This is a genomic window from Synechococcus sp. CBW1006, assembly GCF_015840525.1.
Taxonomy (GTDB): domain Bacteria; phylum Cyanobacteriota; class Cyanobacteriia; order PCC-6307; family Cyanobiaceae; genus CBW1002.
On record NZ_CP060396.1, the window covers coordinates 36,351 to 50,851 of the forward strand.

Genomic DNA, 14,501 nt, shown 5'->3' on the forward strand with positions numbered 1-14,501 from the left:
TGCCTACAGTGTGTTGCTCTCGCAAGCACTGTGGACATGGCCGGAACCGGCAGCCCCTCGCCGCGCACGCCCTCCCAGCGCCCCGTTCCGCCGGGAGCGTCCAGGCCCCAGGCAGGCGCACCAGTGCGCAAGCTGCCCCAGGTGTTGATGCTCAAGAAGGAGGAGCAAGCCGCCCCGGACGCTGTTGCGCAGGACGCTGCTGCTCCACTGGCGCCGCCGGTCCGGAACGACGCCACCACGGCCCAGCCTCAGGCGGCCCCAACGCAGCAGCGGCCCGCCCGCAGCGACGATGACCTGTTCGGCATGGGAGAGCTCGAGGGGCTCACCATGGCCGATCTGCTGGGGCCCGACTCCAGCCAGCGCCGCCGCCCGAGCGGCGGGTCCGGGTCTGCCCGCTCCATCGGCCAGGGACGACCCGGTTCCGATGCCAGTGGTGATCGGCCCACTCAGCCCAGCCGCACGGTTGACGACTTCGACTTCGACGAGGAGGCCTTCCTCGCGGCCCTCGACGAGAACGAGCCGGTCGGGACGACCGGTGAAGTGGTGCGTGGCGTGGTCATCGCTCTGGAGAGCGATGGGGTGTATGTGGACATTGGCGGCAAGGCGCCGGGCTTCATGCCGAAGAACGAATGCGGCCTCGGGGTGATCACCAACCTCAAGGAACGCTTCCCCAAGGGGGCTGAGGTCGAAGTGCTGGTCACCCGCGAGCAGAATGCCGACGGCATGGTGACCGTGAGTGCCCGCGCCCTCGCCCTGCGCCAGAGCTGGGACAAGGTGCGCCAGCTGGAGAAGGATGGCCAGGTGGTGCAGGTGAAGGTGAACGGCTTCAACCGTGGTGGCGTCACCTGCGACCTGGAGGGCCTGCGGGGCTTCATTCCCCGGTCCCAGCTCAACGAAGGCGAGAACCACGAGGCCCTGGTGGGCAAGACCATCGGCGCCGCGTTCCTGGAGGTCAACCCCGAGACCCGCAAGCTGGTGCTTTCCGAGAAGAAGGCCGCTTCCGCCGCGAGGTTCGCCGCCCTGGAGATCGGCCAGCTGGTGGAGGGTCAGGTCGTGGCGGTGAAGCCCTATGGCCTGTTTGTCGACCTCGGTGGCGTCAGCGGCCTGCTGCACCACTCCTCCATCACCGGTGGCCAGATGCGCGACCTGCGCGAGGTGTTCGATCAGGGCGACCGGGTGAAGGCCCTGATCACAGACCTGGATCCGGGCCGCGGACGGATCGCCCTGAACACCGCCCTGCTGGAGGGCCAGCCCGGTGAGCTGTTGATTGAAAAGGACAAAGTGATGGCCGAGGCCACCGACCGCGCCAATCGGGCGCGATCCGTGCTGCGCCAGCAGGAGCAGAACGCCGGATGAGCGGATCGACCGCCTCTGCCCAGCCCGCGGCACCGATCGAGACCGCCCGATCCGCCCCGGACTGGGAGCTCGACTTTTATTCCCGCCCGATCCTCGAAGCCGACGGCAAGAAACGCTGGGAGCTGCTGATCTGTGCCACGCCTGAAGCGACCGACACCGGTCTGCCCTTCCGCTGGCATCGCACCTGTCCGTCCAACAGCGTGAACTCGATCTGGCTGAAACAGGCCATCGAAGAGGCTCTGGCCGAGGCCACCGACCAAGGTCTGGATCCACCCCGTCGGCTGCGCTGCTGGCGAGCCTCGATGCGCACGATGGTGCAGCGGGCTGCTGAGGGCCTGGGGGTGGAACTGGTGCCGAGCCGCCGCTGTTACGCCCTGGTGGAGTGGCTGCAGGAGCGTCAGGCCATCGTGTATCCCGCCGAGGAGGGCTACATGGCTGGCCCCCTGGCACCCCCGCCGGTACCGATCCAGCCGGTGGCCATTCCCCTGCCGGAAGCGGCCCGCGGCGACAGCTGGAGCTGGGCCAGCCTGCCGGCAGCAGCCATCGCTGAGGCTGCGGGCTGGGACATCGACTTCGCCGGGCTGATCCGCCGCCCCGACAACCTGGCTGACGACACCCCGATTCCCGGTGTGCGTCTGTTCAGCCGCCACCGCTCCCTGGCCCTGGCCGCCTGGTTCGCCGGGCTGGAGCCGGTCAGACTGGAGATCAGCGGCGATCAGCTGGTGCTGGAGGCGGGCCTCGAGGATCGCTGGTTGCTGGCCCGGCTGCCAGCCGAGGAAGCCAGGGCGTCTGCCGCCGCTTTCGCCGCCGCCCGTGCACAAGCGGGGGGGCTGCAGTTCCTGGCCGTTCAGAGCAGCGAGACCGAACCGCGCTTTCAGGGCTTCTGGCTGCTGCGGGATCTGCCGGACGCCTGAGGCGTCGCTTCGCCATGGCCGAACACGTTCCGCCCCCGTTTCAGCGCCCCGATGCGGGCTTCAACGACCTGGCCGGCTGGACCTGGGTGGGCTGTTACGGCGGCTACTACCTGCAGGCCGATCTGCTCGACGGCTTTGAGCACGGCTTCTTCACCCGGCAGTGGCAGGGCCGCGGCCCCGAGGTTCTGGCCGGCTATCTGAGCGCCGGTGTCAGCATCCATCGGACCCGCCAGGTGCATGGGGCGGAGGTGGTCGCCGCCTCCGCGGCGAGGACGGATCCCTGGCCGGATGCCGATGGCCTCTGCAGCGATGCGGGTGGCCAGAGCCTCTGGGTCTGCGGCGCCGATTGCACACCGGTGTTGTTGGCCGATCCAGGCAGCGGCCGGACCGCGGCCTGCCATGCCGGCTGGCGCGGGGTGGCGGGCCGGATCGTGCCAGCGGCGATCGAGGCCCTGGAGCGCAACGGCAGCCGCCGCCAGGACCTGCGGGCGGCCCTCGGACCGGCCATCAGTGGGCCCCGGTATCAGGTGGACCAGGCCGTGGTCACGGCGGTGGCCCGCAGCCTAGAGCCTTCACCAGGGTTGGCGGACGCCAGCCTGATCGAGAGCCTGCGGCACTCCGGCGCCCTGCTGGAGGATCCCGAGCCAGGGCGCCATCGCCTCGACATCCGCGCTGCCACGGTGCAGCAACTCGAGCGGGCCGGGATCGCCAGGGAGCGAATCGCGGTCTGCCCGCTCTGCACCGCCAGCGAAGTGGATCTGCTCCATTCCTGGCGCCGCGATCAGGTGAAGGCGGTGCAGTGGAGCGGCATCGTGGCGCAGGGCTGAGGATCAGTCGCTGTCCGGCGGACCCGACAACCGGGAGAGGGCCACCGCCTCGGCCACCTGAATGCCGTCGATCGCGGCCGAGAGGATGCCGCCCGCATAGCCCGCCCCTTCCCCGGCCGGATAGAGCCCCGGCGTGTTGAGGCTCTCGCGGCTGAGCGGATCACGGGGAATGCGCAGCGGCGAGGACGTGCGGGTCTCGACGCCCGTGAGCAGGGCGCCGGCCATCGTGTAGCCGGGCAGGCGCCGCTCAAAGGCGGGCAGCGCCTCCCGCAAGGCATCCAGCACCACCGGCGGCAGACAGGACTCGAGCGATCCCAGCCGCACGCCGGGCAGATAGGACGCCGCCACCGACGGCGGGGAGGCGCTGGGATCGCCAGGCCCCGTCTGCTGCGGCGCCGCATGGCTGGTCTGTCCCGCCAGGAAATCCCCGACCCACTGGGCCGGCGCCCGGTAGTCGCCGCCACCGGCCCTGAAGGCCCGCTCCTCCCAGTGACGCTGGAAGGCCACCCCGGCCAGGGGATCGTCGGGGCTTGTGCCATAGGGAGCCAGATCCGCCGGCTCCACGGTCACCACCAGGCCGCTGTTGGCATTGCGCTCATTGCGGGAATGCTGGCTCATGCCATTGGTCACCACGCACCCCGGTTCGGAGGTGGCCCCCACCACCAGCCCCCCCGGACACATGCAGAAGCTGTAGACGCTGCGGCCCGTGGTGGTGGGCCCGGCGCAGTGATGCACCAGCTTGTACTCCGCCGGCCCCAGCCGAGGATGGCCGGCAGCCTCCCCCCAGCGGGCCCGATCGATCAGGGGCTGGGGATGTTCGATCCGCAGGCCGATCGCGAAGGGCTTGGGGGCCATCACCACCCCCTGCCGATGCAGGGCGGCGAAGGTGTCGCGGGCGCTGTGGCCCAGAGCCAGCACCACCTGATCGGCGGCGATCGTCTCGCCACCGGCCAGCCGCACCCCCCGCACCCGCCGATCGGCCCCCTCCAGCAGCAGCTCCTCCACCCGCGCCTCGAAGCGCACCTCACCGCCCAGCGCTTCGATCCGGGCCCGCAGGCCGCGCACCACCGTGGCCAGCTTGAAGGTGCCGATGTGGGGGTGGTGCAGGGTGAGGATCTCGGGGTTGGCGCCGGCGGCCACCAGCTCCTCGAGCACCTTGCGCACATAGGCCTGCGGTTCACTCACCTGGCTGTAGAGCTTGCCGTCGGAAAAGGTGCCGGCTCCGCCTTCGCCGAACTGGGCATTCGACTCCGGATCGAAGGGACGCTGCCCCCGCCAGAAGCCGAAGGTGTCGGCCGTGCGCTGCTTCACCGGCCGACCGCGCTCGAGCAGCAGCGGCCGCAGACCCATCTGGGCCAGCAGCAGAGCCGCGAAGTAGCCGCAGGGACCGGCTCCCACCACCAGCGGGCGCCGGCCCAGTGCCGATGCCTCAGGAGCCGCCGCACCGGAGTCTGATCGCTCCGCCCGCAGCGGCTCCAGCGGGAAGCGATAGGTGGTGTCAGGGGTGGGGCGCAGATGGGGATCGCCACGAAACCGCTGCAGCAGCCGTTGTTCGGCCCGCGCATCCAGGTCCAGGACCAGATCAAGGCTGTAGACCAGCGCAATCGCGGAGCGGCGCCGGGCATCGACACTGCGCTTCACCAGTCGGTGCTGCAGCAGCTGCCCGGGCGGAATCCGCAGGCGCCGGCAAATCGCGAGCTGCAGATCGGCCTCACTGTGATCCAGCGGCAGCTTCAGCTCACTCAGGCGCAGCACGGCTGGAGATTCACGGGCCTGCCCTCTTGTAGGCCAGCGCAGGGTCGCTGTTGCAATGCAGCAGCAGCAGCAGCAGCACACCTCAATCAATGCAAGGGTGGAAGGGCTGATCGAGCCCAACGGCTACGGATTCCGCCATGGGTCTCACCCACTGCCCCCTCTGCGTTGCCCTGGCGGTGCTTTCAGCCCTCCGGGGCGGCGCTCACGCCCTGCTGGTCTGGAGACTCTGGATCGCGGCGCCCCATCCCCAGCCTCCTCTGCGGCTGCAACGGGTCTAGGGTCCGGCCCTTCGCCGCGCCCCAACCCGATGACCCTGCATGCCACCTATTTCGGCGCCAACGGCTGGCTGCTGGAGTTCGAGGGGCTGCGGGTGCTGGTCGATCACTGGCTCACCGGCCCCCTGCGCTTTCCCCCCGGCGACTGGTTCTTCCGCGGCGAACTGCCCCACCCCTGGCCCGTGCCGGAGGGTCTGGATCTGCTCCTGCTCACCCAGGGCCTCCCCGACCACTGCCATCCGGCCTCCCTGTCGCTGCTGGATCGCCAGCTGCCGGTGGTGGGCTCCAGCAGTGCCGCCGCCAGGGCCCGGGCCCTGGGTTTCACGCGGGTGACGGCCGTCAGCCCGGGTCAGGAGCACAGCCATGGCCCCCTGCAGATCCAGGCCACGGCCGGGGCACCGGTGCCCCAGGTGGAGAACGGCTACCGCCTGGTGCATCCCGCCGGGTCCATCTACCTGGAGCCCCACGGCTTTCTGGCCACGGATCCCGCCACGGCGCCCCGGGGCCCGGTGGATGTGGCGATCACACCGGTGGTGGATCTGGGCCTCCCCCTGGCCGGAGCCTTCGTGAAGGGCGCCCAGGTGCTGCCCCAGCTGCTGGAGCGGCTGCAACCGGCGGTGGTGCTGGCCAGCACCGCCGGCGGCGACGTGCGCTTCCAGGGCTGGCTCAGCCAGATCCTCTGGCAGAAAGGCTCCACCGAGCAGGCCGCCGCCGTCGTAGGCGCCGCGACGGTGAGCGCCACGACCGCGAGCGGAGGGAGCTCGAGCGGCTCCATGGGCGAGACCGGCCCAGAGCGTTGCCGGCTCATTGATCCCGTGCCCGGCGAACGGTATGTGCTGTCGGGCTGCGCAACCACAACGCCGGTCTGAGGGTTCGAGCCGTGCCAACCTCCGGCTGGTGGAGCGATCCCCTGGTGGCCAAGCTGGCCACGGCGCTGCTGGGCCTCGGCGCATTGATCCTGTTGGTGCGGCTCACCCAGGGCTCCCTGATCCGCCGGCTCGACGACCGGGACAGCCGCTACTACGGCCGCAAGCTTGTGAGCCTGAGCCGCTACGCCGTGGGCATCGTCTTTCTGTCCCTGGTCTTCAAGGACCGACTGGGGGGGCTCACGGTGGCGATCGGTGTGGCCAGCGCCGGCATTGCCTTCGCGCTGCAGGAAGTGATCGGCAGCGTGGCCGGCTGGATCGCCATCTCCTTCGGTGGCTTCTACAAACCGGGGGATCGGGTGCAGCTGGGCGGCATCAAAGGCGATGTGATCGACATCGGGATCCTGCGCACCACTTTGATGGAACTGGGGGAATGGGTGGCCTCCGACCTCTACACCGGCCGGATCGTGCGGATCGCCAACAGCTTCGTATTCAAGGCACCCGTGTTCAACTATTCCGGCGACTTTCCCTTCCTCTGGGATGAGATCCGCCTGCCCGTGAAATACGGCAGCGATCACAACGAAGCCCGCCACCTGCTCGAGCAGGTGGGTGCCGAAGTGACCGGCGACGCTATCACCACCTCAGCCCGGGTCGCCTGGAGCGTGATGGTGCATAAATACCTGCTGGAGAACGCCACCCTCGAACCCCAGGTGACCCTGGTGCTGACCGACAACTGGATGGAATTCACGCTCCGCTATCTGGTCGACGTGAAACGCCGCCGTTCCACCAAGGACCACCTCTACACCCAGCTGCTGGATGCGGTGAACCGGCCAGACAGCCGCGTGCAGCTCGCCTCCACCACCGTGCAGCTGGTGGACGCACCGCCCCTGGACATCCGCATCAGCCAGCCGCAGGTTGGTCAGCGCCCGGAGGGTGCTGCCGCAGCCAGCGAATCACGGCCTGGCGCAGATCTCCGGCCGGAGCAATCACGTCCACCCCGGCGGCCCCCTGGCGCAGAAAGCCCAGATTCACCTCCTGGCCGGTGAGCAGGAAATCGGGCAGCACAACCCTGTAACGCCGGCCTGGCTCGAGCGGCTCGCCATCGAGCCGCCAGCGGCCATCGGTCCCCAACGCGGCGCCATCCACCTGCAGATAGCCGCCGCTGCCACGGTTGGCCATCCCCACCTCCAGCACCCGCTGCAGCAGCGCCCCCTCGAGGTCGACGCTGCTCAGACCACCGCCGAAGGGCAGTGCCCGGATCACCTCCATCTCCCGGATCGGGCCAGGGGGCAGCACGTCATCGAGGCGGATCGCGCCGGCATTGAGAATCGCCGCCGCACTGGCGGGATCGGCGGCGCGCATGGCAGCCGTGATCAGGCGGGTGAGGGTGGTGGAGCCGGAACGCACCGGGGCGTCGCGGCCATCGAGCAACACGCCGCTGATGCCGATCACCCGTTCGGGCTCCAGCCCCTGGCGGCGGAAGGCCGCCTCAGCCTTCTGAAGCCAGTGATCGGCCTGCCGCGCCACGACCGGATCGCTTGGCCACCGCCCATCAACCGGCAGCAGACTGGACTGGATCTCCAGACAGCGGCTGACCGTGTCGTAGGCCAGGGTGTGGAGCCACACCGTGCGGGCATTGGCATCCGCCTTGGCGATCGGCACTCCGGCTGGCCGGCATCCCGGAGGCGAAGGTGCCCGGGCAGCGGCGGCGGTCCCACCAGCGGCGGTCAGCTCAGCGGCCGAACCCTGAACAGCAGGATTGCGGAAGCGCAGCTGCAGCAGATTCTCGTGCTCATGGCCGCCGAGGATCAGATCGATCGGCGCCGCCGAGCTGGCCAGCTGCTGATCCTGGGCCAGGGCCTGGTGGGTGAGAGCCACGACAACGTCGGCCCCGTGCTGCCGCAGGCGCTGGGCCTGGGCGATGGCGCTGGCGACGGCATCGCTGTAACGCACATAGGCCGCCGGGTTGCTGGGCAGGGTCACCCCCAGCAACCCGAGGCGCAGGGATGCGCCACCGGACCCACGCAGCTCGATCAGCCGTTGACGCACCACTGAAGGGAAGGGGCGACCAGCCGTGTCGTTGACATTGCTCGAGATCCAGCCGAAACGAGCCTCCCGCAGACGGTCACGAAAAGGCCCCTCAGCCAGGTCGAATTCGTGGTTGCCGAAGGTGGCCTGATCCAGCCCGATCGCGTTCAACACCGCCACCATCTGGCGACCATCAAGGCGGCGACCCTCCACCACCGCAGTGCCCACGGCCGAGGGACTGAGGAAATCGCCCGCCATCAGCACCAGGGTGCAGGGATTGCGGGCCCGCAACTGCCGCACCAACCCTGCCACCTGGGCCAGGTCGCCGCCGCCACCGGGAATCGGCGTGATCTCGTAGACGTCGTTGAGCTGCACCAGCTGCAGCTCGATCCGCTCGGCCCGCGCCATCGCTGGAGCGAACACCTCCAGCAGCAGGGCCCCGGCCGCCAGCAGCCCTCCAATGGCCTGCAGGCCTGCAGCGGATCGCCAGGGGGGAGACAGGCGGATCTGGCGGGCAGCCAGCGGCGGGTTGGTCGCCATGATGGCTCGAAGGTGCTGGGAACTTTCCTTGGTCAGGACGGTGCCTCAGCAGACAGGGCCCCTGCAGCAGCCTCCTCCAACTGGCGTTCCATCTCCGCCACCCGGATGCGGGTGGCGATCACGGCATCGGGATTGAGGCTGATCGAATCAATGCCCTCGGCCACCAGGAACCGGGCGAATTCGGGGTAATCGCTCGGGGCCTGACCGCAGATGCCGATCTTGCGGCCGCAGCGCCGGGCGGTCTGGATCGCCAGGCGGATCATCGCCATCACGGCGGGATGGCGCTCGTCGAACAGATCGGCCACCAGGGCGGAATCGCGATCCAGGCCCAGGGTGAGCTGGGTGAGGTCGTTGGAGCCGATCGAGAAGCCATCAAACCGCTCGGCGAAGGCCTCGGCGGCGATCACATTGCTGGGCAGTTCGCACATCACATACACCTGCAGGCCCGCCTCGCCGCGCACCAGGCCCGACCGGGCCATTTCCGCCAGCACCCGATCCCCCTCCTCCGGTGTGCGGCAGAAGGGGATCATCGGAATCACGTTGGTGAGGCCCATCCCCTCGCGCACCGCCTTGAGGGCCGTGCACTCCAGGGCAAAGGCCTCACGGAACACGGGGCTGCAGTAGCGGGAGGCGCCGCGCCAGCCCAGCATCGGGTTCTCCTCCACGGGCTCGAAGGCCGCGCCCCCCAGCAGACGCGCGTATTCATTGCTCTTGAAATCGGAGAAGCGCAGGATCACCGGCCTCGGGAAGAAGGCGGCCGCGATCCGCCCCATGCCCTGGGCCAGCAGATCGACGTAGTAATCGGCCGGATGGGCGTAGCCGCGCGTCAGCCGGGCAATCGCCTCCTGCTCGACCGGGTCACTCACCTGATCCGGCTGCAGCAGGGCCAGGGGATGGACCTTGATGTGATTGGCGATGATGAATTCGAGCCGGGCCAGGCCAACGCCGTCGCAGGGAATCGCCGCCAGGTTGAAGGCCTCCTCGGGGTTGCCCACGTTCATCAGGATCGCGGTGCCGGTGGCCGGCAGATGCCCAAGGGCCTGCTCCTCCACGTGGAAGGGCAGGGTGCCGCGGTAGACGTGTCCCACATCCCCCTCACAGCAGCTGATCGTGATTGCCTCCCCATCGGCGATGCGGGTTGTGCCATCCCCGGTTCCCACGATCGCCGTGATCCCCATCTCCCGGGCGATGATCGCCGCGTGGCAGGTGCGGCCCCCCTGGTCGGTCACCACGCCGCTGGCCCGCTTCAGGATCGGTTCCCAGTCGGGGTCGGTGCGCTCGGTCACCAGCAGATCCCCCTGCTCGAAACGATCGATCTCGGAGGGATCACGGATGACCCGGGCCCGGCCGCTGCTCACGGAGGAGCCGATCGCCCGACCGCGGCAGATCTGCTCAGCGTCATGGGGCGTCAGATGCCAGCTGCGCAGCACCGCCTCCTGACGGTGGGACTGCACGGTTTCCGGTCGGGCCTGCAGGATGAACAGCTCGCCGCTGAGGCCGTCCTTGGCCCATTCGATGTCCATCGGCGTGGGAGTACCGCGCTGCTCGCTGTAGTGGCGCTCGATCACCACCGCCCAGCGGCTCAGGGTCAGCACCTCGGCATCGGTGAGGGCAAAGCGATCCCGCTCGGCTTCGGGCACATCCACATTGCGCACCGGAACATCGCCATCGCCATAGACCATCCGGATCGCCTTGCTGCCGAGCCGCTTGCTCAGGATCGGCGCGAAACCCTGCTCCAGGGTGGGCTTGAAGATCAGGTACTCGTCTGGATTGACGGCCCCCTGCACCACGTTCTCGCCGAGGCCATAGGCGGCGGTGAGCAGCACCGCGTCCTTGAAGCCGGTCTCGGTGTCGATGCTGAACATCACCCCCGAGCAGGCCAGATCGGAGCGCACCATCCGCTGCACGCCGATCGAGAGGGCCACCTCCAGGTGATCGAAGCCATTGAGCTGGCGGTAGGAGATCGCCCGATCGGTGAACAGGGACGCGTAGCAGTGGCGGCAGGCCTCCAGCAGGGCCGCCTCCCCCTCGATGTGGAGATAGGTCTCCTGCTGCCCGGCGAAGCTGGCGTCCGGCAGGTCTTCGGCGGTGGCACTGGAGCGCACGGCCACGGCCACAGGCCCCTCCACACCAGGCAGGGCCCGATAGGCCGCCGTGATCGCCTCGCAAAGATCCGCCGGCAGGGTGGCCGCCAGCAGCAGCTGCCGCGCCGCCTGACCGGCGGCCTGCAGCGCCTGCAGGTCGTTGGCGTCAAGCCCCCCCAGCAGCGCGGCCAGAGGAGCGGTGAGTCCGTTGGAAGCCAGAACGTGGCGGTAGGCCGCGGCGGTGATCGCGAAGCCGCCCGGCACCTTCACCCCGCGGGGGCCCAGCTGGCGGATCATTTCACCAAGGGATGCGTTCTTGCCTCCCACCTGAGCAATCGCATCGATGCCCACCTGATCGAAGGGCACCACCAGACTGTCGGAACGCTTCATCCGCGGCCACGGGCTGCTGACGCAACTCTGACCATGGATCCACGCCGGTGGTCATGACCGTTACCGTCCAGTGGCATGGGGGTTGCCCGGGCCGCCGTGCTTAGGGTGATTCTTTGCACTGGCCGGCCGTCATGACCATCGATCGCCCCAGGCTGCGCCCATTGGTGCGACGCCGCTTTGCCGGTCTGGCCCTGGGCCTTCAGACCGCCCTGATCGCAGCAACGGGTGGCCTGGCTCTGACGGCCCCGATCCCGGCCCAGGCCATCCCCGAATCCGAAGCGGTGAAGAAGCTGGCGGTGGTGCCGGTATTCATCCTCACCAACGAGAAGGGGGCACCTCTGCCGATCCCGCGGGACAAGACCCTGATCCTGCCGATGTATCTGGAGCGGGCCAAAGCCGAGCAGGCTCTGGCGGATTTCACCAAGGCCAATCCCTCGATCAAGGCGCGGGTGGTTCCCCTGCCCATGAATGTGGCCAATGAAAAGGTCACTGCCCTGAGCAAGGAAGTGAAGGATGGTCGCACCCTGATCGCACCGGTGATCCCTGCCGACGCCGATCGGAACCAGGCCGTTCAGATTCTCAAACAGCAGGGCTTGGCCGAGAAGGAAATCAACGAGGGGCTCAGCATCCCGGTGTTCTTCACCAAGCCATTCCTCACGGTGAACACACCGCAGGGACCCCGTGGTGTGTTCTTCCTCAGTTATGCAGATCTGCAGAAGGCCCTGGCGGAGGTGCCCGACCGGGCGAAGCTCCAAGTACAGGCCGCTGACATGACCGCTGTCATGCGCGAGATCATCAAGGCCAAGGACGACTCCTACGTCTTCTTTCCGACCCGCGAATACTTCAGGTTGGTTGAAGAGCAGAAGCGCAACGCCGCAGCGCCAGGCAGCAAGTGACGCCCACGGTCTTCTCCCTCAGGGAGAGGATTCTGGAGACCCTTCAGGCATTGGGGCGGTTGGGGGTTTCCTGAGTCTTCTCCGTTTCTGGAGACTGCTCCGGCAAGAGCTGGGCCAGCAGCCCGGCTCCGATCAACACCCCGCCCAGGCTGAGGGCTAAGCCGCGGTTTGCCGCCGCAGGCCCATCCAGCCAGATTCCTGTCGCCAGAAAGGCTCCGCCCAGCAGCAGGGTGGGAACAAGCACGATGCCCTTGGCGGTGCGGTTCAGGCTCATGGATGTCTAGATCTGAAGGTCTGGTCCCACGCGCAAGTTTCAGACCGGACAGCCCGCAGGGGCGAAAGAGGCCGGCTCAGCCAGACCAGCAGCCATCAGACCGGTTTCAAGATAGTCGGAGGAGTCGATGCGGCGCACCCTTGCCTGCAAGCGACCTTGCTCCTGTCCAAGGGGGCGGAGATTCACAGCTGTTCTGCGGGGCAGTTGCTGCCGCAACCAGGCCTGAGCGGCCTCCTGCTGCTCTGGCTGCACATGGATACAGGCCATCTCGACCTCATAGTTGCGATTGCCGTCACCCACCTGAAGCAATGTGCCGTTGCGGACCTGCAGCACATCGGCGGCCCCTGCAATGGGCACCCCGACGGTGAGGAGGCTCGCCATCAGCAGGCCGAGGCCGACCAGGCGAGTCACTATCCCCAGGAGAAGATCCTGGCGGCGAGCGGAGCCGGAGCCTGAAGCCTGCGCTCTGTGAGCAGGGCAGGCCGTAGGCAGCAGCAGCACGATGTTCAGAGCTTGGCTCCGCAGCTGGGGCAGTAGAGGTGGGCGCTGGAGGTGCTGGATCCGCAGGCGTTGCAGTGACGGGTGGTATCGATGGCCAGTTCGGGATGGCTGGGCAGACCCACCATCTGGGCATTGCTGGCGCCGGGGGGAACCATCGGGTAGCAGTTCTCATTTCGCCGCACCCGAACATCGATAAAAGCGGGGCCTGGATGGGCCAGGGCTTCGCGCAACTTCAGGTGAAGCTGTTCTCGCTCCTTGATCAGCACGCCGCGAACACCGAAGGACTCGGCCAGGGTGACGAAGTCCGGCATGCCGCCGGTCATCTCGGAGGAAGAGTAACGCTCGTCATAGAAGCTCTCCTGCCACTGGCGCACCATGCCCTGCCAGCCATTGTTGATCACCACCACCTTCACCGGCAGGTCGTACTGGCTGATCGTGCCGAGCTCCTGGATGTTCATCAGGATGCTGGCGTCGCCAGCCACACAGATCACCTGCGCCTGCGGGAAGGCGGTCTGAACGCCCATGGCAGCGGGCATGCCGAAGCCCATGGTGCCCAGGCCAGCGGAGCTGATCCAGTGGCGCGGGCCGTTGTGGAGGAACTGGGCCGCCCACATCTGATGCTGGCCCACATCGGTGGTGACGTAGGCCTCGGGCGCCAGGTCCCGCAGGGCCACCATCACCTCCTGAGGAGCGATCTCGCCCTCGGGGGCCGGCACCACCAGGGGGTAGTGGTGCTTCCAGGTGTCGATTCTCTCCAGCCAGACCTGGGTGCGACCGGCCGAATCGTCGCCGCTGGACGCCGCCAGCAGGGCCTGCAGGGCCTGCTTCACATCCGCCACCACCGGCACCTCGGGTACTCGGTTCTTGCCCACCTCGGCGGCATCGATATCGATGTGAATCACCTGGGCCCGGGGGGCGAAGCTGTCGAGTCGGCCGGTGACGCGGTCGTCGAAGCGGGCCCCGACGGCGATCAGCAGATCGCACTCGGTCACCGCAAAGTTGGCGTAGGCGGTGCCGTGCATGCCGAGCATGCCCACCGCCAGGGGATGGGTCTCATCGAAGGCACCCTTGCCCATCAAGGTGGTGGTGACAGGCAGCCGGAAGCGCTCGGCCAGCTGATGGACCGCCGCATGGGCGCCGCTGCTGATCGCGCCACCACCCACGTAGAGCAGGGGCCGGCGGGCCTGGCGGATCAGATCGAGGGCGGCGCGGATCGCCTCAGGCCTGGGCGCCGGTGGCAGCTGGTAGCCGGCCGGCTTCACCGAACCGGGCTCCACCGGCACATAGTCGAACTCCTCAACGCCCACATCCTTGGGCACATCGATCAACACGGGCCCGGGCCGACCGGTGGCGGCGATCAGGAAGGCCTCGGCCACGATCCGGCCGATGTCGGCGGGGTCGCGCACCACCCAGGAGTGCTTCACGATCGGCAGCGTGATGCCGAAGATGTCGGTTTCCTGGAAGGCGTCTGTACCGATCGCGGCGCGGGGAACCTGGCCAGTGATCACCACCATCGGCACCGAATCCATCTGGGCCGTGGCGATGCCGGTCACCAGGTTGGTGGCGCCGGGGCCGGAGGTGCCGAAACAGACCCCGACTCTGCCGGTGGCGCGGGCGTAGGCATCGGCGGCGTGGGTGCCGCCCTGCTCGTGCCGCACCAGGATGTGTTTCAGCCAGCCGCGGGCTTCCGCCTTGTGCAGCTCGTCATAGATGGGCAGGATCGCGCCGCCCGGATAGCCGAAGATATGGTCGACACCATGGCGCCTGAGGGCATCCATCAGGGCATAGGCCCCTG

At 68.4% G+C, this 14,501-nt stretch carries 12 protein-coding genes and 1 pseudogene; 7 read left to right on the top strand and 6 right to left on the bottom strand.

What is annotated here, in order from left to right; genetic code table 11:
• The first annotated feature begins 36 nt into the window (after nt 1-36).
• From H8F26_RS00190 to pgeF, 3 genes are read left to right on the top strand one after another with little or no spacing between them, the layout of a single operon-like run.
• A complete protein-coding gene (locus tag H8F26_RS00190; protein ID WP_197156631.1) occupies nt 37-1,356 on the top strand; it encodes a S1 RNA-binding domain-containing protein in 1,320 nt (439 codons plus the stop codon).
• Complete coding sequence (locus H8F26_RS00195; protein WP_197156633.1) at nt 1,353-2,270, top strand: Tab2/Atab2 family RNA-binding protein; 918 nt, start codon at nt 1,353-1,355, stop codon at nt 2,268-2,270. Before H8F26_RS00190 ends, H8F26_RS00195 begins: the two co-directional genes overlap by 4 nt.
• 14 nt (nt 2,271-2,284) lie before the next feature.
• The gene (gene pgeF, locus H8F26_RS00200; protein ID WP_197156634.1) at nt 2,285-3,097 is read left to right on the top strand and encodes a peptidoglycan editing factor PgeF; all 813 of its coding nucleotides are present in this window, start codon (nt 2,285-2,287) and stop codon (nt 3,095-3,097) included.
• A 3-nt stretch (nt 3,098-3,100) separates the two neighbouring features.
• Here the strand turns inward: pgeF and H8F26_RS00205 are convergent, their stop codons facing one another.
• Nucleotides 3,101-4,852 carry an NAD(P)/FAD-dependent oxidoreductase gene (locus H8F26_RS00205; RefSeq protein ID WP_197156635.1) on the bottom strand — a complete coding sequence of 584 codons (1,752 nt, stop codon included), beginning with the start codon at nt 4,850-4,852 and terminating at the stop codon, nt 3,101-3,103.
• 137 nt (nt 4,853-4,989) lie between these two features.
• On the opposite strand from H8F26_RS00205, the gene H8F26_RS00210 reads away from it, so the two are divergent.
• Genes H8F26_RS00210 through H8F26_RS19090 form a run of 3 tightly spaced genes read left to right on the top strand, consistent with a single transcriptional unit; the run spans nt 4,990 to nt 7,039 of the window.
• A complete protein-coding gene (locus H8F26_RS00210) occupies nt 4,990-5,130 on the top strand; it encodes a hypothetical protein (RefSeq protein ID WP_197156636.1) in 141 nt (46 codons plus the stop codon).
• A gap of 29 nt (nt 5,131-5,159) precedes the next feature.
• Complete coding sequence (locus H8F26_RS00215; protein WP_197156637.1) at nt 5,160-5,996, top strand: MBL fold metallo-hydrolase; 837 nt, start codon at nt 5,160-5,162, stop codon at nt 5,994-5,996.
• Nucleotides 5,997-6,007: 11 nt separating this feature from the next.
• Entirely contained in the window at nt 6,008-7,039 is a 1,032-nt protein-coding gene (locus H8F26_RS19090; protein WP_231605370.1) for a mechanosensitive ion channel family protein, read from the top strand.
• Between the two features lie 46 nt (nt 7,040-7,085).
• On the opposite strand, the pseudogene H8F26_RS00220 reads toward H8F26_RS19090, so the two are convergent.
• Nucleotides 7,086-8,561, bottom strand: a pseudogene (locus H8F26_RS00220) (bifunctional UDP-sugar hydrolase/5'-nucleotidase); the annotation flags it as partial.
• Between the two features lie 32 nt (nt 8,562-8,593).
• Nucleotides 8,594-11,035, bottom strand: a complete 2,442-nt coding sequence (ppsA, locus tag H8F26_RS00225; protein WP_197156639.1) for a phosphoenolpyruvate synthase — start codon at nt 11,033-11,035, stop codon at nt 8,594-8,596.
• A 131-nt stretch (nt 11,036-11,166) separates the two neighbouring features.
• Between ppsA and H8F26_RS00230 the strand changes: the two genes are divergently transcribed.
• Nucleotides 11,167-11,931, top strand: a complete 765-nt coding sequence (locus H8F26_RS00230) for a Tic22 family protein (RefSeq protein WP_197156640.1) — start codon at nt 11,167-11,169, stop codon at nt 11,929-11,931.
• 43 nt (nt 11,932-11,974) lie between these two features.
• Here H8F26_RS00230 and H8F26_RS00235 read toward each other — a convergent pair whose 3' ends face one another.
• The 3 genes from H8F26_RS00235 to ilvB form a co-directional block, all read right to left on the bottom strand.
• Nucleotides 11,975-12,205: a GIVxVP protein gene (locus H8F26_RS00235; protein WP_197156641.1), complete on the bottom strand. Its 231-nt coding sequence runs from the start codon at nt 12,203-12,205 to the stop codon at nt 11,975-11,977.
• Between the two features lie 39 nt (nt 12,206-12,244).
• Complete coding sequence (locus H8F26_RS00240) at nt 12,245-12,616, bottom strand: nuclease (protein WP_231605371.1); 372 nt, start codon at nt 12,614-12,616, stop codon at nt 12,245-12,247.
• 95 nt (nt 12,617-12,711) lie between these two features.
• Nucleotides 12,712-14,484: a biosynthetic-type acetolactate synthase large subunit gene (gene ilvB / locus H8F26_RS00245; RefSeq protein WP_231605676.1), complete on the bottom strand. Its 1,773-nt coding sequence runs from the start codon at nt 14,482-14,484 to the stop codon at nt 12,712-12,714.
• Between the last annotated feature and the right edge of the window lie 17 nt (nt 14,485-14,501).

Coding starts and splice junctions, on each gene's coding strand:
- H8F26_RS00195 (WP_197156633.1), top strand. CDS start 1,353: ATGAGCGGATCGACCGCCTCTGCCCAGCCCGCGGCACCGATCGAGACC.
- ppsA (WP_197156639.1), bottom strand. CDS start 11,035: ATGAAGCGTTCCGACAGTCTGGTGGTGCCCTTCGATCAGGTGGGCATC.
- ilvB (WP_231605676.1), bottom strand. CDS start 14,484: ATGGATGCCCTCAGGCGCCATGGTGTCGACCATATCTTCGGCTATCCG.
- H8F26_RS00235 (WP_197156641.1), bottom strand. CDS start 12,205: ATGAGCCTGAACCGCACCGCCAAGGGCATCGTGCTTGTTCCCACCCTG.
- H8F26_RS00190 (WP_197156631.1), top strand. CDS start 37: ATGGCCGGAACCGGCAGCCCCTCGCCGCGCACGCCCTCCCAGCGCCCC.
- H8F26_RS00210 (WP_197156636.1), top strand. CDS start 4,990: ATGGGTCTCACCCACTGCCCCCTCTGCGTTGCCCTGGCGGTGCTTTCA.
- H8F26_RS00230 (WP_197156640.1), top strand. CDS start 11,167: ATGACCATCGATCGCCCCAGGCTGCGCCCATTGGTGCGACGCCGCTTT.
- H8F26_RS00215 (WP_197156637.1), top strand. CDS start 5,160: ATGACCCTGCATGCCACCTATTTCGGCGCCAACGGCTGGCTGCTGGAG.
- pgeF (WP_197156634.1), top strand. CDS start 2,285: ATGGCCGAACACGTTCCGCCCCCGTTTCAGCGCCCCGATGCGGGCTTC.